A 23118-nucleotide genomic window follows, 5' to 3' on the forward strand; every position below is an offset into this window, starting at 1 on the left:
GGATATTGATGTGGGGTATGTATTCCAGTCGGGGGCGCTGAAAGGCGTTTCATTGCGCTGGCGCAATGGGTTGAGCAAGGCCAATTACCTGCGTGACATGAATGAAAACCGGGTGATCGTCGGTTACACCGTGGCGCTTTGGTGATGCACGTGTTTGCCCTGAAGACGCTGTCTCTGTGTGGTAGCTGGCTGGCCTGCGATGGCGGGCTTGCTCGCCAGAGCCATGTGTCAGGCGCTGGAAGACTTGGGTCGGGGTACATAGCCCCAGGTGGGGGTAACCGCTGCAGCGGATATGCCCCCAATCCACACGCCTCAGCTCTTGTTTCGCGCCACCCGCAACTTGCTCGCCACATCCAGATGCCGATGCAACAACGTCGACGCCCACTCATTATCGCCTTGCTCCAACGCATCCAGAATCGCCAGATGCTCCTGGCACGACACCCGGACCCGCTCCACATTGTTCACCGTGTGAAACTCGGTCAACCGTCGCAACCGGTTCTGCTGCTGGATCGCCTGCAAGATATAGCCATTACCGGAAGCCGCCGCCAGCAGCTCATGAAACTCCGCGTTGCACTCGATAAAACGCTGCCCATCAACCGTGCCCTCCAACAACTCCATCTGCCGCTCCCGGCAGCGGCGAAACTGCTCAGGGTTGATAGTGAACGTCGGCTCCAACAGCCCCGCCGGCTCCAGCAACATGCGGAAGCGGTAGCTCTCAAAGCGCGTCTTCGGGCTGTTCAGCGTTGGCAAAAACTGCCAGCCATGCCCGTGCTTGCGCTGCATCACACCCTCATCAGACAAGCGCAGCAAACACCGGCGCAGCACGCTTTTGCCGACACCGTAGCGGCGCAGCAAATCACTTTCGGAAATCTGGTCGGGCAGCACCTGGTTCAAACGGTCATCGATCAAGCGGGTGTACAGCTGATCTTCTTCGTTATGCAACGCACTGACCTGTTGCGCCAAGCCATCGCCGGCTTCCAGTGGCACACGAAAGCCCTGCTGCGCCAGCGGCTCGATGGCTTTCTGTGTGGCCAGGTACGACAGCGCGCTGCGGATCGGCGAGCGCGACACGCCCAGGCGCTGGGCCAGTTCCACTTCTTTGAGGTGCATCCCGGGTTGCAGGTCGCCGCTGGCGATGGCGGCCAGGATCTGTCCGGCGACTTTGGTCTGCAGCGAGGTGAGTTGGGGCATGGCGTGAAGTCGATCCTGTGACAAGGGAGGCAAGAATACCCGGAAAACTGAATTATAGGCGGCTCAAATACATGAAGGCCGTCGTGAGTAAAACCTTATCTGCATTATTTGAAATATAAAAACATCAAAGAGGACCGATTATGACCTACATTCCGCTGCCCAGGGCCTTGCCCCATGAACGCGGTGTCGACCCCGCCGGCATTGCCGATTTCATCCAGGCCGTGTCCCTGGCGGGTCTTGAACTGCACAGTTTCATGCTCTATCGCCAAGGTGCGGTGGTGGTCGAGGCGTTTTGGCAACCCTACTCGGCGCACCGCATGCATGTGCAGCATTCGGCAACTAAAAGTTGGACCGCCACCGCGATCGGCCTGTTGGTGGACGACGGTCGCCTGCGGCTTGACGCTAAGGTCGTCAGTTTCTTCCCCGAGTTGTGCCCGCAGCCCATCAGCGCCAACCTCGCGGCCATGACCGTGGAGGATTTACTGACCATGCGCACCGGCCATGCACGCGGGATTTCCGGCGGGGACTGGCGCAACCTGCAAAGCAGTTGGGTCGAGGCCTTTCTCAACGAGCCGGTGGACGAGCCGCCGGGCCAGGCGTTTATCTACAGCAGTGCTTCCAGCTTTATGCTTTCGGCGATTGTCACCCAGGCGACCGGGCAGACGATGCATGCCCTGCTGCAGGCGCGTGTCCTTGATTACCTGGGGCTCGACAAGCTTGCGTGGGACCTGGCGCCGGGGGGCTTCAACGCCGGCGGCAATGGCTTGAGTTGCACCAGCGAAGACGCGTTGAAATTCGGCGTGTTGCACCTCAACCAGGGCCAGTGGCAGGGCCGCCAGCTGTTGTCGCCACAGTGGGTGGCACAGGCCACGCGCAACCAGGTACAGGACGTATGGATGGGCGAGTTCGACGGCAAGCAGTATCTGCCACGGGACAAAAACAAGGGCAACGAAGCCCAGCGCGAAGGCTATGGCTACCAGTGGTGGATGACCGAGCACGGCGGCTATTACGCCTCGGGGGTGTTCGGCCAGCAGTGCATGGTGCTGCCGGAGCAGGACACGGTGATTGTCTTCACCTGCGGCCTGCGCCTGGGCGAGAAACGCTTGCACCAGGCGCTGTGGCAGCATCTGTTCCCGGCGCTGGGGCGCACTGCTGCGGATGCTCAAACCAGCCAAATGCACTTGGACGCGCTGATCGAGGGCCTGCGCCTGCCCGGGCTGCCAGGCCTGCATGCCTCGCCCGCCAGCGCCGCCATGCAAGGTCGGTTCGCCATCGAACCCAATGAGGACGGTGTGCGCGAGTTGGCCTTTGATTTCCAGGGAGAGCACTGCGATTTCACCCTGGTTGACCACCGCGGCACCCACCACATACGTGCCGGCTTGCGGCAACCGATCGAAACCACTACCAGCATGACCGGCAACTATCTGCATCACCAGTATCAACCCGAGCAAACGCAGGTGGTTGCCCAGGCGCGGTGGACGCCCGAGGGCGAGTTGCACATGGATTGGCGCTTTGTTGAAACCGCATTCGGTGACCACGTGCGCTGCCGCCTCCTGGAGGGTCGCTTGTATTGCGACCGAGGTGTGAACACCAACGCCGGCGCCTTGCAACGGCCAACCCTTTTCGGCGTACGCACACAGTCTTAAGGAGTGCACGCAATGACCTCTTCCCTATGGGCGCCCTTTACCGCGATGCGCGCCTTCAACCGTCAGCCGATGTTGTTTGATCGCGCTGCCGGCATGCATTACACCACCACCGAGGGGCGCGAGGTGCTCGACGCCATGGCCGGGCTCTGGTGCGTCAACGCCGGTCACGGCCAGCCGCGTATCGTCGAGGCGATTCGGGAAGCGGCGGGGCGCCTGGACTTTGTGTCCTCCTTCAAGATGAGCCACCCTGCGGCGCTGACCCTGGCTGATCGTCTTGTGGCAACCGCCCCTACGGGCCTGGATAAAGTGTTTTTTACCAACTCCGGTTCCGAAGCGGTGGATACTGCGTTAAAGATCGCTCGCGCCTACCATCAGGCGCGCGGCGACTGCCGCCGCACCAAGCTGATCGGCCGCGCCAAGGGCTATCATGGCATGGGGTTTGGCGGTTTGTCGGTCTCGGGGATTGGCCGCCAGAAGCGCGACTTCGGCCCGTTGCTGGGTGATGTGGCGCATTTGCCGCTGCCCTATGACGCGGGCTTACGTTTCAGCCCGGGTCAGCCGCAGCAGGGCGCGCACTATGCCGATGCCTTGTTGCAGTTGCTGGAGATCCACGACCCGGCAACCGTGGCGGCCGTGATTGTCGAGCCGGTCACCGGTTCAGGCGGCGTGTACGCACCGCCCCTGGGCTACCTGCAAAGATTGCGCGAGATCTGTGATCGTCATGGCGTGCTGCTGATTTTTGATGAAGTGATTACCGGTTTCGGCCGCCTCGGTCATGGGTTCGCCGCCCAGGCTTTCGGTGTTACGCCAGACCTGATGACCCTGGCCAAAGGCCTCACCAACGGTGCGGTGCCCATGGGCGGCGTGCTGGTCAGCGGCGCGGTGTACGAGGCTTTTATGCAAGGCCCGGAGCAGGCCATCGAGTTGATGCATGGGTACACCTATTCAGCGCATCCACTGGCGTGCGCAGCGGGTTTGGCGACCCTGCAGGTGCACGAGGAACTGGCTATCAACACCCATGTTCAGCAGCTTGCCCCGCTGTGGCAAGCCCGCGCGCTGGCGCTGCGTGAACAACCGTGGGTGCTGGATGTGCGTGCAACAGGTTTGCTCTGTGCGGTCGAACTTAAGCCGCGCGAGGGTGCGCCGGGTGCGCGGGCCGGGGAGGTCGCCCAGCGCTGTTACGAGGCGGGCGTGCTGGTGCGCGCGTCCGGGGACAATATCCTGCTGTCGCCGCCGTTGATCATCAGCGAGGAGCAGGTCGCGCTGGTTTTCCATACCTTGGGCGCTGCGCTGGAGGCGACGCGATGAATCACCGGGACTTTTACATCGACGGCCAATGGGTCAAGCCATTGGGGGCCGAAACCCTGGCGGTGCTCAACCCGGCCACCGAGTGCGTCATCACCCGCATCAGCCTGGGCACTGTCGCCGATCTGGACCTGGCGGTGGCTGCCGCTCGGCGCGCTTTTGACTGCTACAGCCAATGGTCACGCGAGCAACGCCTGGAGCTGTTGGCGGCGATCATCGACGGCTATCGCCAACACAGCGAAGCCCTCGCGCAGTGCGTGCACCAGGAGATGGGCGCGCCATTGTCGCTGGCGCGCAGCGCACACGTGCCGGCAGGCCTGGGCCATCTGCAACGGGCCTATGAACTGCTGAAAGACTACGCATTCGAGCGCCTCCACGGCAGCACTCTGATCAGCCGTGAGCCGATTGGCGTGTGCGGGCTCATCACGCCGTGGAACTGGCCACTGAATCAGCTGACCTGCAAGCTCGCCCCAGCCCTGGCAGCGGGCTGCACCCTGGTGCTCAAACCCAGCGAAAAGGCGCCCCTGTCGGCCCTGTTGCTGGCCGACATCCTGCATCGCGCCGGGGTGCCCAAGGGCGTGTTCAACCTGGTCAATGGTGATGGGCCGACCCTCGGCGAGGGGATTGCCCGCCATGCTGATATCGACATGGTTTCCTTTACCGGCTCGACCGGCGCAGGGGTTGCGGTGGCCAAGGCGGCCGCGCAAACGGTCAAGCGGGTCTGCCAGGAACTGGGCGGCAAGTCGGCCAACCTGATCCTCGCGGATGCGGACTTCGATGCAGCGGTGCGCCACGGCGTCAGCAGTTGCTTTCGCAACAGCGGGCAGTCATGCAACGCACCGACGCGCCTGCTGGTTCCACGGGCCATGCAGGCCCGTGCGGTACAGATTGCCCGAGAGGTGGCGGCGCAAGTGTGTTTTGACGACAGCAACCCGGCCACGGCCATCGGGCCGCTGGCCAATCAGGCGCAGTTCGAACGCGTGCAGAGGGTGTTGGGGGCAGTCGCCCAGGCGCCGGTATGCGGTGGCGTGGGGCGGCCCGAAGCGCTGACGACGGGTTTTTATACGCGGCCCACGGTGTTCGCCGACGTCGACCCGCAGTCGCCGATTGCCCGTGAAGAAGTGTTCGGGCCGGTGTTGGTGATCATCCCGTACGACAGCGAAGCGCAGGCGATCGCAATTGCCAACGACAGCCCCTACGGTCTCTCCGGTTACGTCAGCGCCGGCACCCTGGAACGCGCGCGTTTCGTGGCTCGGCAACTGCGCACGGGCATGGTCCACCTCAACGGTAGCAAGGCTGACAATGGCGCGCCATTTGGCGGGTACAAGCAGTCGGGCAATGGTCGCGAGTGGGGCGTGTTTGGCTTGGAGGATTACCTGGAGGTGAAGTCGATGTTCGGTTATGCGCCTAACCCGGATTGAACAACACCTGTTGCATGGCCTGTGGCGGCTGCCCGAAGGCACGCAGAAACGCCTGGCGCATGCGTTCGCGGTCACCAAAGCCGGTTTCGCGGGCCACCACTTCGACCGGGTGGCGGCTGGTTTCCATCATCGCCCGGGCTGCTTCCACGCGCAGTGATTCGATGGCCTTGGCCGGTGTTTGCCCGGTTTCTTCGCGAAACACCCGGCTGAACTGGCGCGGGCTCAAGCGGGCAACCTCGGCCAGGGCTTCGACCGAGAGGTCGTGGGTCAGGTTTTCGCGGGCATAGGCCAGGGCCAGCTGCACGCGGTCGGATTTGGGGTCCAGTTCCAGCAGGGCTGACAATTGCGACTGCTCACTGCCGCGGCGTTGGGCGATCACCAGTTTGCGGGCGATGCGCCGGGCCAGGTCGCTGCCCAGGTCAGCCTCGACCATGGTCAGTGCCAGGTCGACGCCGGCACTCATGCCGGCGCCGGTCCAGATCTGGCCGTCGACCACGAACAGTTTGTCTTCCTCAAGCTGGATGTGCGGGTAGCGCTTGCGAAAGGCGGGCGCGTGGATCCAGTGGGTGGTGGTGCGCTTGCCCTCGAGCAAGCCGGCTTCGGCCAACACGAAGATGCCCATGCACAATGAGGCCACGCGCCGTGATTGGGCGGAGGCGGCCTTGACCAGTTCGAGCAGGTTGGCTTCCGGCAAGCGAAATTCCAGATAGCCGCTGACGATCAGCGTGTCATAGCCCTGCGCGCGGATCGGCGTGGTGTTCACCGAAAAGCCTTGGGAGGTCATCACGGCACCGCCGCTTTCCGACACCAGGTGAAACTCATAGGCCGGTTCGCCGCGCAGCAGGTTCGCGCATTCAAATACCGAGCCCAGGCTAAGGCTCAGGGATTGAAAGTTCGGGTAAACCATCAGCGCAACGCTGTGCATCATTGTTCTCCAAAAAACGCGGGCCAGGGCACGGGAGTGGCGATTGTCGGCGGGTGTCGGGTAAACGGCAACCGGCTTTGTGGCATGTCCGGAATCCTTGCGCATCTGACATTGTTGAAGGTGTGCGTGGCGCCTAACATCCCCTCAACGAACTAGACGACTGGTCTAATCGGACGGGAAGCGTGATGAACAACGAAACTAAAAGTACCCGGCAGGCGATTCTTGACACGGCGCAAGTGATTGTCGGCCGTAAAGGATTTTCTGCGGTGGGCTTGAACGAAATACTGCAAGCCGCCGAAGTACCCAAAGGCTCGTTCTATCACTACTTCAACTCCAAGGATGCCTTCGGCGTGGTGTTGCTCGACAGCTACTTCGACCACTACGTCAACGGCATGCAGCAGTTGTTCGATCAGCCTGAAGTGTCAGGTTTCGCCAAGTTGATGCGCTATTGGCACTCCTGGGTCGACAACCAGACCGGCTGCACCGATACGGGCAAATGCCTTGCCGTCAAACTCGGTGCCGAGGTGTCAGACCTTTCAGAGCCGATGCGTCTGGCCCTGCAGCGCGGCACTGCACGCACCATTGAATTGCTTGCCCAGGCCTTGCAGCACGGCATTGAAGACGGCTCGCTGCAGGCACAGCCACACGCCGAAAGCCTGGCCCGGCGCCTGTATGCGTTGTGGTTGGGGACCAGCGTCATGAGCAAGATCACCCGAACATCCGCGCCGTTTGATGAGGCGCTGCTACTCACACAACATCTACTGCAACCCATCGATCGAGGCACTGGAAAATGAAAGTATTAATGGTACTGACCTCTCACGACCAGCTGGGCAATACCGGTCGTAAAACCGGCTTCTGGCTCGAAGAATTTGCCGCTCCGTATTACACCTTCAAGGACGCCGGTGCCGAACTGGTGCTGGCATCGCCGGCCGGTGGTCAGCCACCGCTGGACCCGGTCAGTGACCAGCCGGATGCGCAAACCGACGATACCCGCCGCTTTGCCGCCGATTCGGCCGCGCAGCAGGCCCTGGCCAACACGGTCAAGCTGGACTCGGTGAATGCTGCCGACTTCGACACGGTGTTTTACCCAGGTGGTCATGGGCCATTGTGGGACCTGGCCGAATCGCAAGCGTCGATCGCGCTGATCGAAGCCTTTGAGCGCGCCGGTAAGCCGATCGGGTTTGTCTGCCATGCGCCGGGCACGCTACGTCACGTCAAGGCGGTCAACGGCGAGCCGTTGGTGAAAGGCCGTCGTGTGACGGGCTTCTCCAATTCCGAAGAAGCCGCCGTGGGCCTGACCGATGTGGTGCCGTTTTTGATTGAAGATGATTTCAAGGCGCTCGGTGGCCTGTATGAGAAGGGCGCCGACTGGCAATCCTTTGTGCTTGAAGATGGTTTGCTGGTGACCGGGCAGAACCCTGCCAGCTCCAGCGATGTGGCCAAGGCCCTGCTGAAACTCACCGCTTAAATTAACTAACCGTTGTAGGCATTGGCGGCTCTCAAGAGCCGCCAATGCTTTTGTTCGCCCTGAATTTGGACTTTTACTCATGACCATGCGTGTTCTAAATACCCCGGTAAAACTGGGGCATCACAGCCTCAATAACCGGGTTGTGCTGCCGCCCTTGACCCGTCAACGCAGTGCGCAACCGGGTGATGTCGCCACCGACCTGATGGCCGAGTATTACCGCCAGCGCGCCAGCGCCGGGTTCATGGTCAGTGAAGGCACGCAGATCGAACCTCGGGGCCAGGGCTATGCGTGGACGCCGGGTATCTACACGCCCGCGCAGATCGACGGCTGGCGCAAAGTCACCGAGGCGGTGCATGCCGAAGGCGGGGTGATTTTCGCCCAGCTCTGGCATGTTGGCCGTGTGTCCCATAACGCCCTGCAGCCAGAAGGGTTGGCACCGGTCGCGCCCTCTGCATTGAGGGCGGAGCAGGCGAAAGCCTTTATCGAAACCGGCCCCGGCGTGGGCGAATTGAAACAGCCGCCGGTGCCGCGTGCATTGAGCGTGCTGGAGATTGAGGAGTTGGTTGGGCATTACGCACAGGCTGCGCGCAATGCCTTGGACGCCGGGTTCGATGGCGTGGAAATCCATGCTGCCAATGGTTACCTGGTCAACCAGTTCATCTCTGCCCATGCCAACCAGCGCGACGACGAATACGGCGGCTCGTTGCACAATCGCCTGCGCTTTTTGCGCGAGATCGTTGAAGCAGTGACGGCCGTGGTTGGGCCGGAGCGTCTTGGCGTGCGTTTTTCGCCGTTGTTCAGCGGCACTGATCAGGACCGCGTGTACATCGGCCTGGTGGAGGAAGACCCACATCACACCTATATCGAGGCGATCAAGGTGCTGGAGGCGTCCGGCATTGCCTATGTGTCCATCGCCGAAGCCGACTGGGACAACGCGCCTGACCTGCCGGAAACCTTCCGCCAGGCGGTGCGCAACACCTTCAGCGGACGGATCATCTACGCCGGGCGCTACACCGCTGAGCGCGGTGCAAAGCTGCTGGAGGCGGGGCTGGCAGACCTGATCGCATTCGGTCGCCCGTTCATCGCCAACCCGGACTTGCCACAGCGGCTTTTCAACGGCTGGCCATTGAACCCGCTGCGGGCTGAGGGCATGTATGGCGGCTCTGAGCTGGGCTATACCGATTACCCGGTGTACGCCGGGTAAGTGCGCCAAGCCGCTGCGATGGCGGTGGTTCAGGTGGTTTATGTTTCGCCTGTGCCGCCGTCTTCGCAGCCTCGCCGGGGCTCGACAGCTCCCACATTTGAGCTTTGTCGCTGGGTGAATCTGCGTTCGATGCGATGGCCCTGCAAACCGAACCCCCAGCAACACAGCCGATTCCCTGTGGGAGCTGTCGAGCCCCGGCGAGGCTGCGAAAGCGGTGGGTCAGGCAACTTGTATGTCGCCTGTGCCGCCGCCTCGCCGGGGCTCGATTACTTCACCTGCAACACGATCTTGCCGATATGGTCGCCACCTTCCATGCGCGCATGGGCCTGGGCGGCGTCGGTGTATGCGTACACTTTGTCGATGATCGGCAGGCAGCGCCCGGCGGACAGCACCGGCCATATGTATTCGCGCAGTTGCTCAGCGATTGCGGCTTTCTCGTCCTTGGTGCGAGCGCGCAACAAGGAACCGGTGATGACTGCGCGTTTGCCGAGGATCGTCAGCAGGTCGACGTCATTGGCTTTGCCGCCGCCGAGGAAGCCCAGCATCACCAAGTGCCCGTCCATGCCCAGGGCCTTGAGGTTGTTGTTCAGGTAGGAGGCTCCCATGATGTCGAGGATCACATCGACGCCCTGGTCGCCGGTCTTCTTGGCGATGACCTCGGCAAAGTCCTGCTCGCGGTAATTGATCGGCTCGGCGCCCAGTTTGGCAATTGCCGCGCATTTGTCGGCGCTGCCGGCGGTGGCGAACGCCTGGATGCCGAACTCCTGGCAGAGCATCAGCGCGGTGGTGCCGATGCCGCTGGTGCCGCCGTGGATCAAGGCGCGTTGGCCTGTGTGCGCGCCACCCAGGCCGAACAGGTTGGCCCAGACAGTGAAAAAGGTTTCTGGCACGGCAGCGGCTTGAATCCAATCCATGCCTTCAGGCACCGGCAGGGCCTGGCTGGCGGGTACGGCGCAGAACTGTGCATAGCCGCCACCATTGGTCAGGGCACAGACCTTGTCACCCAGGCTGTATTCACTGACGCCGTCGCCCAGCGCAACCACTTCGCCGGCCACTTCCAGGCCCGGTATCGGGCTCATGCCGGGCTTCATCGGGTACTTGCCGGCGCGTTGCAGGGCATCAGGACGGTTGACCCCGGCGGCATGCACGCGGATCAGAATTTCGCCGGGGCCGGGTGAGGGCACTGCAACCTGACGGGGCTGGAGAACCTCAGGGCCGCCGAAGGTGGTGATTTCAATCTGGGTCATGTCGTGGGGCAGAGTCATGTTTACGATTCCTGTAGCGATGAGCGTATGAAGTGGGACCGCAGCCTGGGGTGGTTGATTCAACCGGGGTAGTTTGTGTGGCGCCCAGCATAGCCGGCTCTTTGCCATAAGGTCAGCACAGGCTTGCAAGCTCGGGCGCGGCTCTGCGGACACAATCGACGTCGGTTTCTTTTATGGACGTTGCAGATGAATGAATCAAAAAGTCAGGCGCTTGGGCTGCTGTTTCTGCGAGTGAGTGCATCGCTGTTCTTGCTGTGGGTACATGGGCTGCCCAAACTGCTCCACTACAGCCAACAATTGACGCTGATCGAAGACCCGTTCCACCTGGGTGCCAATGTCACGTTATGCCTGGCGATTGGCGCTGAAGTCGTCTGCCCGTTGTTGATTATCGCCGGGGTCTGGGTGCGCCTGGCCTGTTTGCCGATCCTTGCAGTGCTGCTGGTGGCTTTGCTGGTAGTGCACCCGCAGTGGTCGCTGTTTGAAGGGCAGTTTGGATGGCTGCTGTTGATCCTGTTTTCCAGCATTCTGATCGCAGGGCCCGGTCGCCTGGCACTTGATCACGCCTGAACAAAAAAAGGCCGGGCAAGCCCGGCCAAAGAAAGGAGAGGGTGACGCCGTTGCTTCAGCGGTTGAGGAAGGCCAACAGGTCTTCGTTCAACTGCTGGGTGTGAGTGGCGGCAAAACCATGCGGCGCGTCCTTGTACACCTTCAATTGCGCGCCTTTAATCATCTGCGCCGCCACCTTGCCGGTGGTCTCGAACGGCACGATCTGGTCGCCATCACCGTGGATCACCAGGGTCGGCACATCGACCTTGGCCATGTCCGGGCGAAAGTCGGTTTCGGAGAATGCCGTGACGCAATCAACCGTCGATTTGAGCGATGCCAGCAAGGCAATCTGCAAGGTCTGGGTGAGCACGCCCGGCGAGACCTTCTGCCCCTGGTTGATACCAAAGAACGGGGTATTGAAATCGCTGATAAATTGCGCGCGGTCCTTCAGCAGCCCGGCCTTGATACCGTCGAATACATCGGTGGGTACACCTTGCGGGTAGTCCGCTTTCTGACCGAAGATCGGCGTCACGGCACCCAGCAATACCAGGCCGGCTACACGTGCGTTGCCATGGCGAGCGATGTAGCGAGCGACGTCGCCGCCGCCCATGGAGAAGCCCACCAGGGTCACGTCGGTGAGGTCCAGGTGTTCAATCAACTGGGCAATATCGTCGGCGAAGGTGTCGTAGTCATTGCCGGTCCAGGGTTGGTCGGACCGCCCAAAACCACGGCGGTCGAAAGCGATGGTGCGAAAGCCGCGGCTGCTCAGGTATTCCATCTGGTATTCCCACATATCCGCATCCAGCGGCCAGCCGTGGCTGAACAATACAGGTTTACCGCTGCCCCAGTCCTTGAAGTAGATCTGGGTACCATCTTTGGCAACGAATGTGCTCATGCATAACTCCTTGATTGAGGGGGATGACTGCGCGTTACTATTGCCCTGCACGTGTCGAAGGGCTTGTACACGTGTGCTTGCTTGGGTTTACCAACTGAATTTGAGCTCGACTCCCAGGTAATTGCTGTCGTCACCACCGGCCTCGCGCAGGGTGCGGCCCACCGCGTAATGCACGGCTTCCACCGCGCCGGTAAGGTTCGGTGTGAAGTCATAGTCGGTGCGCAGCTGAGTGTAGGCGCCGGTCCAGCGTTCACCTTTGCCTGCAGTGCCGGCCACGGGCAAGTTCGGTTGGGTATAGACCGCGTCTTCGGTGGTCTGTCGCCAGAGCAGGCCGATGGCAGTCTGTACGCTCAGTTTGGCAATGGGCTTGACGGTGATCGACGGTTTGACGTGGATCAGGTTGCTGTAGCCCGTATAGCCGGCCAGTGAAAAATAGTAGCCGTTGGGAAACAGCGGGTTGAACGTGCCGACGGTAGCGTCACCCGCTTTGCGGTCGCCGGAGGCGATATCCAGTTGCACGCCGAGCCGTGGTTGCCATGCCAGGCCCTCAAGCGTATAGCCCGTGCGGCTGCCAGCGGCCCACGCCCGAATCGACTTGCTCCCCACCGACCCCCTTTGCAGCATCGCCTCGATGTCCCAATCGAAGCCCTGGGCTGCGCCGCCCAGGCGGGCGTCGACAAACTGGCGGGTTTCCTCGCCGTCGGCGTCCAGATAATGCGCAGCGCTGCGTTCATACACGCCGTAGTAGGCCGACAATTCATTGCTGCCGCCCACCAGTCGCTCGACCCGCAGCAGGTGAAAGCGAGCGTCGCTGTTGGAGCGGTCGTCAAAGTGTCTCTCGTCCTGATACTGCACCGGCTGGCTGGCGATCGCGATAAAACGCCAATGGGTGGTTTCCCAGTCGGCCCAGAGCGCGTCGAACGACTGGCGCACATTCGGCCCATCCCGCGACGAGATAAAACGCTGCAAGTCGAAGGCGAAGTCCTGGCGGCCGATACGGCCCTTGAACGTCCCGCTGCTGAAGGTGTTCACGTACTCGGCAAATGCCAGCCGCAAGTCGACACGGTTTTGATCGGCACCACCCACTGTGGTTTTGTCGTACGCCCGAGCATCTTCGAGTTGGGTGAACACCCGCCAGTTTTCGTCCAGGTGCAGGTCCGCGTGGATCTCAAAGCGCTGGATCAGGTAGCGATCACGCTTCACATCGCGCACGCCGAAGCCACTGGCATCGTTCATCTCGAAGCGTTCGCGCAAGCTCGCGCCCAACGACAGGTACGTCAACGGGTTGGTGCTTGACAGCGGGATGTACTTCAAGTTGTCCAGAGGTTGCGTGCGCAGCACCGGGTCTTGCAGCACCGACCAGTTTTCCTGCCAGCGGTTGGTTTTGAGCACCGGTCGGGTGGCTTGCTCCTCTGCGTGGGCGCTGGCGGTGAGCAGCGGCCACAGCACGGCCAAGCCCCAGGGGGTATGACGATTCATTTTGTCGCGCTGAGCTGGTGAATTTCCGCGACGTATCCACCGGGAAATTCGACCATTGCGCTGCGCCGCCCTTTGCTCGCGAACGCCGGTACCAGCACAGTGGCGCCAGAGCCTGTGGCTTTGGCCAGGGTAGCCGTCAGGTCGTCGACTTGGTAACCGGTGGTCTCATGGCCGAACGGGTAGGGCAGTTGGCCATTGGTCACCAGTACGGCCATGCGTCCGAACGGCGATTGCAGGTCGACACGCCGGTAGAGGCCGCCCTGGCCGATATCGATACCCGGCGCGTGTTTGTCGTCAGCCAGGACCTTGCCATGGGAAAAACCGAGGAAAGCGTTGATAAACGCCTCGGCCCGCTCGGCTGGCAGGTATACGCGGTTTTCCGGCACCGTCTGAAACCCTGCGTAGTTCGGCGCCTGGGTGTGCCAGTAGAGCTGCATGTTCACACCGCCTGGCCACTGCACCACGGCATCGCGGCCGATAGGGTCGGGAAAGTCACTGACAATCACGGCCGCACCATTTTCCCGCGCGGCCTTTAGGGCCTCGTCCATGTCCTTGACTAGATAACCGTTGCGCTCCTGGCCAAACGGATGCGGTATGGGGGTGCTGAAGCCGAACAGTGACACCGTACCGACTGGCGTCTGCAGCAATTGCGAGGTGGTACTGCTTGGCACTGGCAGTACGTTCACCACCACTTGTGGGGTACTTTTGCCACCGAAGGTCGCGAGGAAGCTCGTGGCAAAGCGGTCCACATCAGCGGGTGCCACGTAGACGTGGCTGGTGTCGTATTGCGGTGCCACTGCCACGCTCGGCGTTGCCGCAAAAGCGCTGTTCATCATGGCCCCGACCAACAGCGTCAATGCCAGGCTTACCGTATTCGCGTTTCTACCCATGCCTGCTCTCCAGTCGTTTTTGGAAAGTCAGGAGCTTAGGCGGCCGGCACGGATGCGAATTGTACGGGCGTGCTTGATGGAACACTTGAGGCCGGAAAGTCACAGGGCATGACAGGTGCGGTTTTCAGCGCGGGATACTGCTGTAGCTTCGAGTGATATCGCAACCCGACAAAAATCCACCTCTGTCACACCACCATAATAATTTTCGACACCAATTCCACCACCGTCTTGGCCTGCAACTTTCTCATCAAGCGCGCCCGGTGCACCTCCACCGTGCGGTGGGAGATCGCCAGGCGTAGGGCTATTTCCTTGGACTTGAGGCCATTGACGATGTGCATGGCGATTTCCCGCTCCCGTGGCGTGAGGTCGCCGGTGCCCTGGTGGGTGCGGTCCAGGCGTTCGAAGTGCCAGATCATCAGCTTGAACGGGTCTTTGGGCGTGAGGGTGTAGCCGTGGGACCTGGCCCAGAACACTTCGCCGTTGTGGTGCTGCATGAAACGCTCATCGGAGTAAAAGCCGTTTTCGCTTTCCAGCAGCCATTCATGGCTGCGCTTGCCAATGGCGTGGTAGTCAGCCTGGGAAGGGTAGATCAGCAGCGTCAGCTGGTTGACCAATGCGTCGCGCGAATAGCCGAACAACTGCAGGAAAGCCTCATTACAGTCGACCATTACGCGGTTGCGGGTGACCAGTTGCGGCGCGGGGGAGAGCTGGAACGCCAGGCGTTCTATGTCGTGGAACTGCTGTGCAAACGCGTTCATTGGGCATCCTGCCTCGTCGCTTTTCTCAACTGGGGCTACTTAGCCATGTAAGTAGTTGCACGAATTGGCGCGCGCCCAACGGTGGGTCATTGTAGGTAAATGTCCGCGCCAAAAATAGAAGAAATTGATTATGCCAGCTGATTGCGTCTCCATTGTTGCTGCCGGTCATTCACGTTTTGGTCGCCTTGAAGGCACCAGCCTGGAGGATCTGATCGTACAGGTCACCCGCGAAGCCCTGAAGGACGCGGCGATTGACGCGAGCGAGATCGATGCGTTGTTCCTTGGCCACTTCAACTCCGGGTTGGTGCCCGACGGGTTCCCGGCCTCGCTGCTGCTGCAGGCCGACCCTGGGCTGCGCTTCAAACCGGCGACCCGCTGTGAAAACGCCTGCGCGTCCGGCTCGGCGGCAATCCTGGCCGGGGTCCAGGCGATCCTGTCCGGCAGCGCCGAGCTGGTATTGGTGGTGGGCGCGGAAAAGATGACCCACACCACCACCGCCGAGGTGACCCAGGCCTTGGCCGGCGCCGGCTATCAGAACGACCCGGCCGAAGCGGGCTTGAGTTTCCCGCAGCTGTTCGGCCGTGCGGCGCGCCAGTATGCCGAGCGCTACCACTGCCCGTTGGGCTCGATGGCGGCCATCGCCACCAAGAACCACTCCAACGCCATGGCCAACCCGCTGGCACAGATGCACCGGGTGATGGATTTCGAGCACTGCAACAACGTGTCCAAGAGCAACCCGTTTGTGGCCGATTCGCTGCGCCTTACCGACTGCTCGCTGATCAGCGACGGCGCCGCCGCGATCATCCTGGCCTCGCCCAAGCGCGCGCGGGCGTTCCGCCGTGATGTGCAGATTCGTACACTGACCCAGGCCAACGATTGCCTGCCGATTGCCCAGCGCGACATCCTCGCGTTTGAAGGCCCGCAACGCGCGATTCATGCGGCGTTGCGCGGGGCGAATATCACCCTGGCCGACCTGAGTTTCGCCGAGGTGCATGACTGCTTCACCATCGCTGAGCTGCTGATCTACGAGGCCATGGGCCTGGCGCCCAAAGGTGAGGGGCACCGTGTGCTCGACAGCGGTGTGGTGCGCGCGGGCGGGCGGTTGCCGGTGAACCTGTCCGGCGGGCTCAAGGCCAAGGGGCATCCGGTGGGCGCCACCGGTGTGTCGATGCATGCCCTAGCGTTTCGCCAGTTGACCGGCGAGCCGATCGGCCTGGCGGTACCCAACCCCGAATTCGGCCTGGTGTTCAATATGGGCGGGATGGCCGTGGCCAACTATGCCTCGGTGCTGCACGCGCGTCGGAGCTGAACCATGAACATTGCCAACTGGCTGCACGACACCCAGCGCCGCGATCCGCTACGCCCGGCGTTGTTTGAGGGCACGCGGCAAGTCGCCGACTACGCGACCTTCACCGCCCATGTCCGTCAACGCGCTGCGCAACTGGTCGATCAATATGGCCTGGTGCCGGGCGATGCGGTAGCGCTGCTGATGAAGAACAGCTGCGACTACCTGGAAGTGCTCTACGCCGTCTGGTGGCTGGGTGGCGTGGTGGTGCCGATCAACGCCAAACTGCACCCGGCAGAGGCTGCATGGATTGCCACCCATGCCGAGGCCCGCTTGATCTTTACCGACGGCGGCCGGGTCTTCGCGTCATCCCGGGACTTGCCTGCGCGCTGCAAGGAGCTGGACGCTCACACGCTGCCGCCGACCCGTGGCTGGCCGACGCTGGAGCAGCCGGTGCCGCGCCTGGACGAGGACCTGGCCTGGCTGTTCTACACCTCCGGCACCACCGGGCGCTCCAAGGGCGTGATGTTGTCCCACGGCAACCTCATTGCGATGTCGCTGTGTTACCCCACGGATGTCGACGCGGTCAGTGCCGACGATGCAGCCGTGTATGCCGCGCCGATGTCCCACGGTGCGGGGCTGTACAACTTCATCCATGTGCGCTGCGGCGCCCGGCATGTGGTGCCGGCTTCCGGCGGTTTTGATGCCGGCGAGCTGTTTGGCCTGGCTGCGCAGCTGGGCAATGTATCGCTGTTCGCCGCGCCGACCATGGTCAAGCGCATGGTCGAACAGGCGCGGCGCCAGGGTTATGGCGGCGACGGCATCAAGACCATCGTCTACGGAGGCGGGCCGATGTACCTGGCCGACCTGTGCGAGGCGCTCGACACCTTCGGCGCGCGCTTGGTGCAGATCTACGGCCAGGGTGAAAGCCCGATGACCATCAGCGTATTGCCACGCGCTCTGATCGCGGACCGCCAGCGCCCAGGCTGGTCAACCTTGGCGGCGTCTGTTGGCCATGCGCAAGCCTGTGTCGAAATCCGTATTCTGGATGCCCGGCACCAACCGCTGCCGACCGGCGAGCGCGGTGAGATCGCCGTGCGCGGTGCCACGGTGATGCAAGGTTATTGGCGCAACCCGCAGGCCACCGCGCAAACCCTGGTGGATGGCTGGTTGCTCACCGGCGACATCGGCTTTCTCGACCTGGCCGGCTTCTTGACCCTCACCGATCGCTCCAAAGACGTAATCATCACTGGCGGCAGCAATGTGTACCCGCGTGAAGTCGAGGAAGTGCTGGTGCAGCATCCCGACGTGTCCGAGGTGTGTGTGGTGGGTGAGCCGGACGCGCAATGGGGCGAGTCAGTGGTGGCCTTCGTGGTTACACGCAGCGGGCAGGCGTTGGATGAGGCCGAACTCACCGCGTGGTTTCTGCAGCGCATGGCGTCATTCAAGAAACCCAAAAAGTATGTGTTCAGGGCCGATTTGCCGAAGAACAGCTACGGCAAAACCCTCAAGACCGACTTGCGGCAGTGGTTGAAAGCAGCGAGTATCGCCGCGCTTTCCTAGTTTTCATGGACAGAACAACTGACAAGGAGTCCCTTCGATGGGCCATACAGCGCAAGACACGCAGCGCAAGCGCCGCCGTGCATTTCTCGGTGCCACCTCCGGCCACTTGATCGAGTGGTACGACTATGGCGTCTACGGCTTTCTCGCCGTGTACATCGGCCAGGCGTTTTTCGTCTCCGACGACCCCACCACCAGCCTGCTCGCCAGTTTCGCGGCGTTCGCCCTGAGCTTCTTTATCCGGCCGTTGGGCGGGCTGTTCTTCGGCCCGCTGGCGGACAAGATCGGCCGGCGCAAAACCCTGATCATGGCGCTGGTGATGATGACCGGCTCCACTGTAATGCTGGGCCTGTTGCCCACTTATGCGACCCTGGGCATCGCCGCGCCGATCCTGCTGATTCTGGTGCGCTGCGTGCAGGGTTTTTCGGCGGGCGGCGAGATCGGCACGGTCACCAGCTTTATCTCCGAATACGCCGGCCCCGGCCGCCGCGGTTTTGCCACGTGCTGGTTGATGGTTACCGCCGTGCTCGGCCTGCTGCTGGGTGGCGCCGTGGCGAACGGCATGACCTGGATTCTGGGCGCCGACACGATGCAGGAGTGGGCCTGGCGCGTGCCGTTCCTGATCGCGGCGCCGCTGGGTTTTATCTCCATGTATATCCGCCTCAAGCTCGAAGACAGCCCGGAGTTTCTGGCCTTGCAACGCGCCGGGCAAACCTCCCGCGCGCCGCTGCGCGAGGTCTGGCAGTGGAAACGCGCCATCGCCCTGGTGTTCTTCATCATCACCTTGCACAGCTCGATCTTTTACCTGGTGCTGACCTTCGCCTCGACCTACATGGCCAAGATCCTCAAGTTCGACAGCGGCACCACCTTGCTCTATGTGTTTGTCGCCAGCTTCTCGGCGGCATTCGTGATGCCGTTTGGTGGCGCCTTCACCGACAAATACGGGCGCAAGCCGTTTCTGATGGTGATCGGCACTTTGGCCACGCTGGCGATGTTCTGGCTGTTCAAATCGGCACCCACCGCCACGCCCGCGTCGTTCTTCGCGCCGTTGATGGCCGTGGCGATCCTGTTCGGGCTGTACGCCTCATCCACCTACGCGCTGATGAGTGAGTTGCTGCCGACGCGCATCCGCTCCACCGGGATTGCCGTGGCCTACAACGTGCCGGTCGCGGTGTTTGGTGGCAGCGCGCCGCTGATCTCCACCTGGCTGATCAAAGTGACGGGCGACATTACTTCACCGTGGTACTTCTACGTGGCCACCGGTGTGGTATCGCTGATTGCCCTGGTGGTATTGCGCAAAGAAGATTTTGTTGCCAGCGGTAGCCCGGTGGTTGTGCCGCCTGCGGCTGCGGTGTTGGCCTGATTGCTCAGGGGCGTTGGGGTTTTACCGACGTCCCGAACGTATTGCCCATGCGGTTACTGGTCGCCGCCGGCGTGGCCAGCCCCACCTGGTTCGGCGGCCGCTTGTGTACCGGGAGGTTCTGCGCCTCGCGGTTCTTTTGCGCGGCCTTGGCCGCGTCCGGGTCATTGCCCATTTGCTGGCTCAGGCAGCCATAGTCGGGTGCCTTGTACCCATCTACCGTGACTTCCGTGCAGCCTTTGGCAGCGGTTTCGGCGTGGGCGGCCAGTGGCAATGCGACGCACAGCAACAGGCCGGCGAATGGGGTGTAACGCTTCATCGGAGCCTCCTGGCAGGCCCGCACAGAGGGGCCGTTAGTGTTGCGAAGTGTAGTTCAGCGGGCTTGCCGTCACCGTGATGTTTTTTTTGCTATCACCGTAACATCAGGTTCATAAACGGGCCTCAGGATGACGGTTTTCAAGGACACGTCAGCCGTGCAGCGATGCCGCGTGGGGGGTGAACAGGGAGGCTGGAAGCGCGCCATGGGTGCCCTGGCCTTGCTGTTGCTGTTGGTTGGCATAACGCCCGCCAGCGCCGCGCCATCGCTGCTGACATTGGACCTGCCCGCGCAGGACCTGGAACACGCGCTGCATGCCTACAGCCGCGCCACCGGGATGGCGGTGCTGGTCGACCGTGAGTTGACGCGGGGCCGGCGCTCCATCGGTGTGCGCGGGCGGTTCACTGCGCAGGAGGCGCTGGCGGTGCTGCTGACGGGGAGTGGGCTGATGGCGCGTTATGCACGTGATGATGCGGTCACCCTGCAAGTCCCGCCGACCCCGGCGCCTTTGCTGCGGGGAGCGTCAGCGCGCAATACGGCACGCATCAACACCAGTTACGCCGCCGCGCTGCAACAGGCGATCGAAGCCAGCCTGTGCCGTTCGCCACTGACCCGGCCCGGCAGCTTTCGGGCGTTGGTGCAGGTGTGGGTCAACGCTGATGGCGTGATTGAACACAGCCGGCTGGTCAGCTCCACCGGCGACGAACAACGCGATGAAGCACTGGTGCGCAGCCTTGGGACAACCCGGGTCGAACGCCCGGCACCCAGCGCGCTGCGCCAGCCGGTGACGTTACTTTTGATGCCCGACACAACAGGAATACGCATGGAATGCACAGCAGGGACGGGAGCCGCGGGCGCATGAAGAACACCGGGCACAGTGCGATGGTCAGTCTGTTTCTGGCCTCCTATGAAGACTTCAAGGTGCGCCTGCGCAAACGCTTGGGCTCGGAGGACCTGGCCAATGATGTGCTGCACGAAACCTACCTGCGGGTCGACCGCATGGACGTGCCGCCGAACCTGCAACAACCCAACGCCTACCTGTACCGCATGGCCCTGAACATCGCCGCCGACCGCCGCCAGGCGGATGCGCGCTTGCTCACCGGCAGTGAAGTCGAGGCGTTGCTGCAAAGCGCCGATGAGGCCCAGGACCCTTCGCGGGTGGTGGGTGGCCAGCAGGAGATCCAATCGTTGGTCAAAGCCCTGTACGAACTGCCGGCGCGCCGACGCAAGATCTTGATCGCTGCGCGCCTGGAAGAAGCGCCGCACCTGGAAATCTCCCAGCGCTTCGGTATTTCCACGCGGATGGTAGAGAAGGAAATCAAGGCTGCTTTGGGCCATTGTGCCAAGCGCCTGGAAAGAAAAGTGATTCAGCGGTTCGGTCCCGGGGCCGGAAAACCGTCTTAGTGTCGAGTCCCTGATAAAACCGTGAGTATGTGCGCGCTTGAACATTTTCAGTTTCCCCTCCACCCGGCAATCGCCCGCTGACCCTGTGCACGAACAAGCCCGTGATTGGTTGCTGTTGCTGACCTCGGGCCGGGCCACCGTGGCTGATGCCAAGGCGCTGCAGGCCTGGGTCGCGCAAAGCCCGGCGCATGCCCAGGCGTTCGAGCAGGCCAAGCTGTTGTGGCGGCAATTGGGCGCGGCCACCGAACAGTCGGCGCCGCACCGTCAGTTTGGGCGTCGTGCGTTCCTGGGTGGCGCGATTGCGGCCACGGCGGCAGTGGTGATGGTGCGTGTGGGCGTGCCGGGCGGGTTTGCCGGATTGAGGGCTGATTATCGCACCGAGGTGGGTGAGCAGCGCCAGGTGCTGTTGAGCCAAGGCGTCAGCCTGGAGCTCAACACACAGACGCGTATCAGCCGGGTCGGGCAGGGGATTGAGTTGCTTGAAGGCGAAGTCGAAGTGCTTGCACAGCTGGCGCAACCGCTCAAGGTGCAGGCCGGCGAGGGCTGGGTGACTGCGGCGCAGGCGCGGTTCAATGTGCGCAACACCGACCGCAATGTGTGCGTGACCTGTATCGAGGGTTCGCTGACGGTGGATGTTTCCGGGCGCAGTGTGCGCTTGGACAGTGGCCGGCAACTGACTTATGGCGCGGGTGGTGTGGGCGAGCCGATTGGGGTGGATGCGCAGGCGGTCGTCGCTTGGCGTGAACAGGTGCTGGTATTTAACAACGCGACATTGGCGACAGTGGTGGATGAGATCAATCGTTATCGGCCGGGGATGTTGGTGTTGCTTAACAAGGAACTGGGGCAGCGGCGGGTGCAGGCGCGGTTCAGTTTGCAGCAATTGGCAGGCGTGGCGCTGTTGATTCGGGATGCGTATGGGGCCAAGTGTACTGAGCTGCCGGGTGGGGTGGTGTTGCTCAGTTGATCGTTCCCGCGCTCTGCGTGGGAATGCCGCCATGGACGCTCTGCGTCCGCTTTTAAACACTGCTTGGTGTGTAGGATTTTTTCCTCGGTGATTGTAGGTGTCTTCTCGTTGTGTTTTTTCGGCCTCTTTGAACAGCTGCCCAATCCCACGGGCGGTGTTTATAGTCACTGCTGGGAAAAAGCACGGCAGGGAGCCGATCCTTCATGAATATCTGCAATAAGCATCTTCAGGGGCAGGCGGCACAGCCAACTTGTCTTGTGCATTCGGGGCACCGCCTGCGGGTGGCGCTCAAAGCGTGCGAAATTTCTCCGACGGCCTTTGCCGAGTGGTTGCGCATTAGTCCGCAACGTTTGAATAACTGGTTTTTGCGTGGTTTGCCGGATGTGCATCTGGAGGGGTTGGCGCGTGCGTTGAGTTTGAGCAGGGTGTGGCTTGAGACTGGGGAGGGGGAGCCGTAGGTTGGGGGTATATCCGTTATTTGGGTAACGGCGGCTATTGGTTCCGCTCTTACAGCGGGTCACTTTTGGCAAACGCCCCAAAAGTAACCAAAAGGTCTTCGCCCCACCACTCGGTGCCTCGCTTAGGCTCGGCATGCCCTCACTCCGGCTTGAATCCGTGGGCCGCCGCGATGGGCCATCCTTGGCCCAGCGCGGCTAACCCGGCGTCCTGCCGGGTTACCCACGGATTCAAGCCTGCGTTCGGCCATCGTGGTTAACGGGGCGCCTGAGATCAAAAGCAGATCAAGATCAAGATCTACAGCACGGCGGCCTGAAAGCCGACCTGAGTGGTTGGATCAAAAGCGAAAAGCGAAAAGCGGATTTGCATACACTGAAGAGCTGCTTTTCTGTGGGAGCTGGCTTGCCTGCGATGCAGACACCTCGGTACATCAGGTACAACCGGTTGATGCCATCGCAGGCAAGCCAGCTCCCACCTTTGACCGAGTATGGCTCTGCTGTTGCTGTTGCTGTTGCTGTTGCTGTTGCTGTTGCTGTTGCTGTTGCTCTGGCTCTTACATCCTTTTCGATGACGAAGTCAGCGGTCTTTTGATCTGCGCTTTTGATCTTGATCTGAAATCGCCCCGTCAAACACGATGGCCGGAATTCGACAGTGATTTGGGGGGTAAACCGGCAGGGATGCCGGTTTAGCCGCGCTGGGCCAAGGATGGCCCATCGCGGCGGCCCCCCAAATCACTGGCGGATTGCGGGCATGCCGAGCCATAGCGAGGCACCGAGTGTT

General features: G+C 61.9%; 23 protein-coding genes. 15 read left to right on the plus strand and 8 right to left on the minus strand.

Annotation, left to right across the window (positions count from 1 at the left end; all coding sequences use genetic code 11):
- Positions 1 to 10 precede the first annotated feature (10 nt).
- Positions 11 to 145 carry an OprD family outer membrane porin gene (locus GIW28_RS27420; RefSeq protein ID WP_236462226.1) on the plus strand — a complete coding sequence of 45 codons (135 nt, stop codon included), beginning with the start codon at positions 11 to 13 and terminating at the stop codon, positions 143 to 145.
- A gap of 167 nt (positions 146 to 312) precedes the next feature.
- On the opposite strand, the gene GIW28_RS27425 is transcribed toward GIW28_RS27420, so the two are convergent.
- Entirely contained in the window at positions 313 to 1191 is an 879-nt protein-coding gene (locus GIW28_RS27425; RefSeq protein WP_099549174.1) for a GntR family transcriptional regulator, read from the minus strand.
- Between the two features lie 140 nt (positions 1192 to 1331).
- Between GIW28_RS27425 and GIW28_RS27430 the strand changes: the two genes are divergently transcribed.
- From GIW28_RS27430 to GIW28_RS27440, 3 genes are read left to right on the plus strand one after another with little or no spacing between them, the layout of a single operon-like run.
- On the plus strand, positions 1332 to 2837 hold the full coding sequence (locus GIW28_RS27430) for a serine hydrolase domain-containing protein (protein ID WP_236447765.1): 1506 nt from the start codon (positions 1332 to 1334) through the stop codon (positions 2835 to 2837).
- Between the two features lie 12 nt (positions 2838 to 2849).
- A complete protein-coding gene (locus tag GIW28_RS27435) occupies positions 2850 to 4145 on the plus strand; it encodes an aminotransferase class III-fold pyridoxal phosphate-dependent enzyme (RefSeq protein ID WP_236447766.1) in 1296 nt (431 codons plus the stop codon).
- Entirely contained in the window at positions 4142 to 5563 is a 1422-nt protein-coding gene (locus tag GIW28_RS27440) for an aldehyde dehydrogenase family protein (RefSeq protein ID WP_099549177.1), read from the plus strand. The genes GIW28_RS27435 and GIW28_RS27440 overlap by 4 nt, the downstream gene beginning before the upstream one ends.
- On the opposite strand, the gene GIW28_RS27445 is transcribed toward GIW28_RS27440, so the two are convergent.
- Positions 5550 to 6488: a GlxA family transcriptional regulator gene (locus GIW28_RS27445; RefSeq protein ID WP_099549178.1), complete on the minus strand. Its 939-nt coding sequence runs from the start codon at positions 6486 to 6488 to the stop codon at positions 5550 to 5552. The genes GIW28_RS27440 and GIW28_RS27445 overlap by 14 nt on opposite strands.
- 185 nt (positions 6489 to 6673) lie before the next feature.
- Here GIW28_RS27445 and GIW28_RS27450 point away from each other — a divergent pair, with 185 nt between their 5' ends.
- The 3 genes from GIW28_RS27450 to GIW28_RS27460 all read left to right on the plus strand — a co-directional run bounded on the left by GIW28_RS27450 (position 6674) and on the right by GIW28_RS27460 (position 9160).
- Complete coding sequence (locus GIW28_RS27450) at positions 6674 to 7282, plus strand: TetR/AcrR family transcriptional regulator (RefSeq protein WP_236447767.1); 609 nt, start codon at positions 6674 to 6676, stop codon at positions 7280 to 7282.
- Entirely contained in the window at positions 7279 to 7956 is a 678-nt protein-coding gene (locus tag GIW28_RS27455; protein ID WP_236447768.1) for a type 1 glutamine amidotransferase domain-containing protein, read from the plus strand. Before GIW28_RS27450 ends, GIW28_RS27455 begins: the two co-directional genes overlap by 4 nt.
- A 79-nt stretch (positions 7957 to 8035) precedes the next feature.
- A complete protein-coding gene (locus tag GIW28_RS27460; RefSeq protein ID WP_236447769.1) occupies positions 8036 to 9160 on the plus strand; it encodes an alkene reductase in 1125 nt (374 codons plus the stop codon).
- Between the two features lie 266 nt (positions 9161 to 9426).
- Here GIW28_RS27460 and GIW28_RS27465 read toward each other — a convergent pair whose 3' ends face one another.
- Entirely contained in the window at positions 9427 to 10425 is a 999-nt protein-coding gene (locus tag GIW28_RS27465; protein ID WP_099549182.1) for an NAD(P)H-quinone oxidoreductase, read from the minus strand.
- A gap of 186 nt (positions 10426 to 10611) precedes the next feature.
- Between GIW28_RS27465 and GIW28_RS27470 the strand changes: the two genes are divergently transcribed.
- Complete coding sequence (locus GIW28_RS27470) at positions 10612 to 10992, plus strand: DoxX family protein (RefSeq protein ID WP_026013490.1); 381 nt, start codon at positions 10612 to 10614, stop codon at positions 10990 to 10992.
- A gap of 55 nt (positions 10993 to 11047) precedes the next feature.
- Here GIW28_RS27470 and GIW28_RS27475 read toward each other — a convergent pair whose 3' ends face one another.
- From GIW28_RS27475 to GIW28_RS27490, 4 genes are all read right to left on the minus strand, one after another.
- Positions 11048 to 11866, minus strand: coding sequence for an alpha/beta fold hydrolase (locus GIW28_RS27475; RefSeq protein WP_017134594.1), 819 nt, complete (start codon positions 11864 to 11866; stop codon positions 11048 to 11050).
- 87 nt (positions 11867 to 11953) lie between these two features.
- Positions 11954 to 13345, minus strand: a complete 1392-nt coding sequence (locus tag GIW28_RS27480) for an alginate export family protein (RefSeq protein ID WP_017134595.1) — start codon at positions 13343 to 13345, stop codon at positions 11954 to 11956.
- Positions 13342 to 14235 carry a VOC family protein gene (locus GIW28_RS27485; protein WP_017134596.1) on the minus strand — a complete coding sequence of 298 codons (894 nt, stop codon included), beginning with the start codon at positions 14233 to 14235 and terminating at the stop codon, positions 13342 to 13344. The genes GIW28_RS27480 and GIW28_RS27485 overlap by 4 nt, the downstream gene beginning before the upstream one ends.
- Positions 14236 to 14420: 185 nt before the next feature.
- A complete protein-coding gene (locus GIW28_RS27490) occupies positions 14421 to 14993 on the minus strand; it encodes a LuxR C-terminal-related transcriptional regulator (RefSeq protein ID WP_017134597.1) in 573 nt (190 codons plus the stop codon).
- Between the two features lie 130 nt (positions 14994 to 15123).
- Here GIW28_RS27490 and GIW28_RS27495 point away from each other — a divergent pair, with 130 nt between their 5' ends.
- The 3 genes from GIW28_RS27495 to GIW28_RS27505 are packed head-to-tail and all read left to right on the plus strand — an operon-like array spanning position 15124 to position 19201.
- A complete protein-coding gene (locus tag GIW28_RS27495; RefSeq protein WP_236459112.1) occupies positions 15124 to 16302 on the plus strand; it encodes an acetyl-CoA acetyltransferase in 1179 nt (392 codons plus the stop codon).
- A 3-nt stretch (positions 16303 to 16305) separates the two neighbouring features.
- Positions 16306 to 17841 carry a class I adenylate-forming enzyme family protein gene (locus GIW28_RS27500; protein WP_169988377.1) on the plus strand — a complete coding sequence of 512 codons (1536 nt, stop codon included), beginning with the start codon at positions 16306 to 16308 and terminating at the stop codon, positions 17839 to 17841.
- A 37-nt stretch (positions 17842 to 17878) separates the two neighbouring features.
- Positions 17879 to 19201, plus strand: coding sequence for an MFS transporter (locus GIW28_RS27505; RefSeq protein WP_236447982.1), 1323 nt, complete (start codon positions 17879 to 17881; stop codon positions 19199 to 19201).
- A gap of 4 nt (positions 19202 to 19205) precedes the next feature.
- Here the strand turns inward: GIW28_RS27505 and GIW28_RS27510 are convergent, their stop codons facing one another.
- Positions 19206 to 19517 (minus strand): hypothetical protein, encoded by a 312-nt coding sequence (locus GIW28_RS27510; protein ID WP_017134601.1) that lies wholly within the window; start codon positions 19515 to 19517, stop codon positions 19206 to 19208.
- A gap of 202 nt (positions 19518 to 19719) precedes the next feature.
- Here GIW28_RS27510 and GIW28_RS27515 point away from each other — a divergent pair, with 202 nt between their 5' ends.
- The 4 genes from GIW28_RS27515 (at position 19720) to GIW28_RS27530 (ending at position 22340) form a co-directional block, all read left to right on the plus strand.
- A complete protein-coding gene (locus GIW28_RS27515) occupies positions 19720 to 20376 on the plus strand; it encodes a secretin and TonB N-terminal domain-containing protein (protein ID WP_017134602.1) in 657 nt (218 codons plus the stop codon).
- On the plus strand, positions 20373 to 20918 hold the full coding sequence (locus tag GIW28_RS27520) for an RNA polymerase sigma factor (RefSeq protein WP_017134603.1): 546 nt from the start codon (positions 20373 to 20375) through the stop codon (positions 20916 to 20918). The genes GIW28_RS27515 and GIW28_RS27520 overlap by 4 nt, the downstream gene beginning before the upstream one ends.
- Before the next feature lie 37 nt (positions 20919 to 20955).
- The gene (locus tag GIW28_RS27525) at positions 20956 to 21882 is read left to right on the plus strand and encodes a FecR family protein (protein WP_099549188.1); all 927 of its coding nucleotides are present in this window, start codon (positions 20956 to 20958) and stop codon (positions 21880 to 21882) included.
- 203 nt (positions 21883 to 22085) lie between these two features.
- Complete coding sequence (locus GIW28_RS27530; protein ID WP_177034694.1) at positions 22086 to 22340, plus strand: helix-turn-helix domain-containing protein; 255 nt, start codon at positions 22086 to 22088, stop codon at positions 22338 to 22340.
- The last annotated feature ends 778 nt before the right edge of the window (positions 22341 to 23118 follow it).

Source organism: Pseudomonas sp. PA-5-4B (genome assembly GCF_021606215.1).
In the GTDB taxonomy this organism is placed as follows: Bacteria; Pseudomonadota; Gammaproteobacteria; order Pseudomonadales; family Pseudomonadaceae; genus Aquipseudomonas; species Aquipseudomonas edaphica.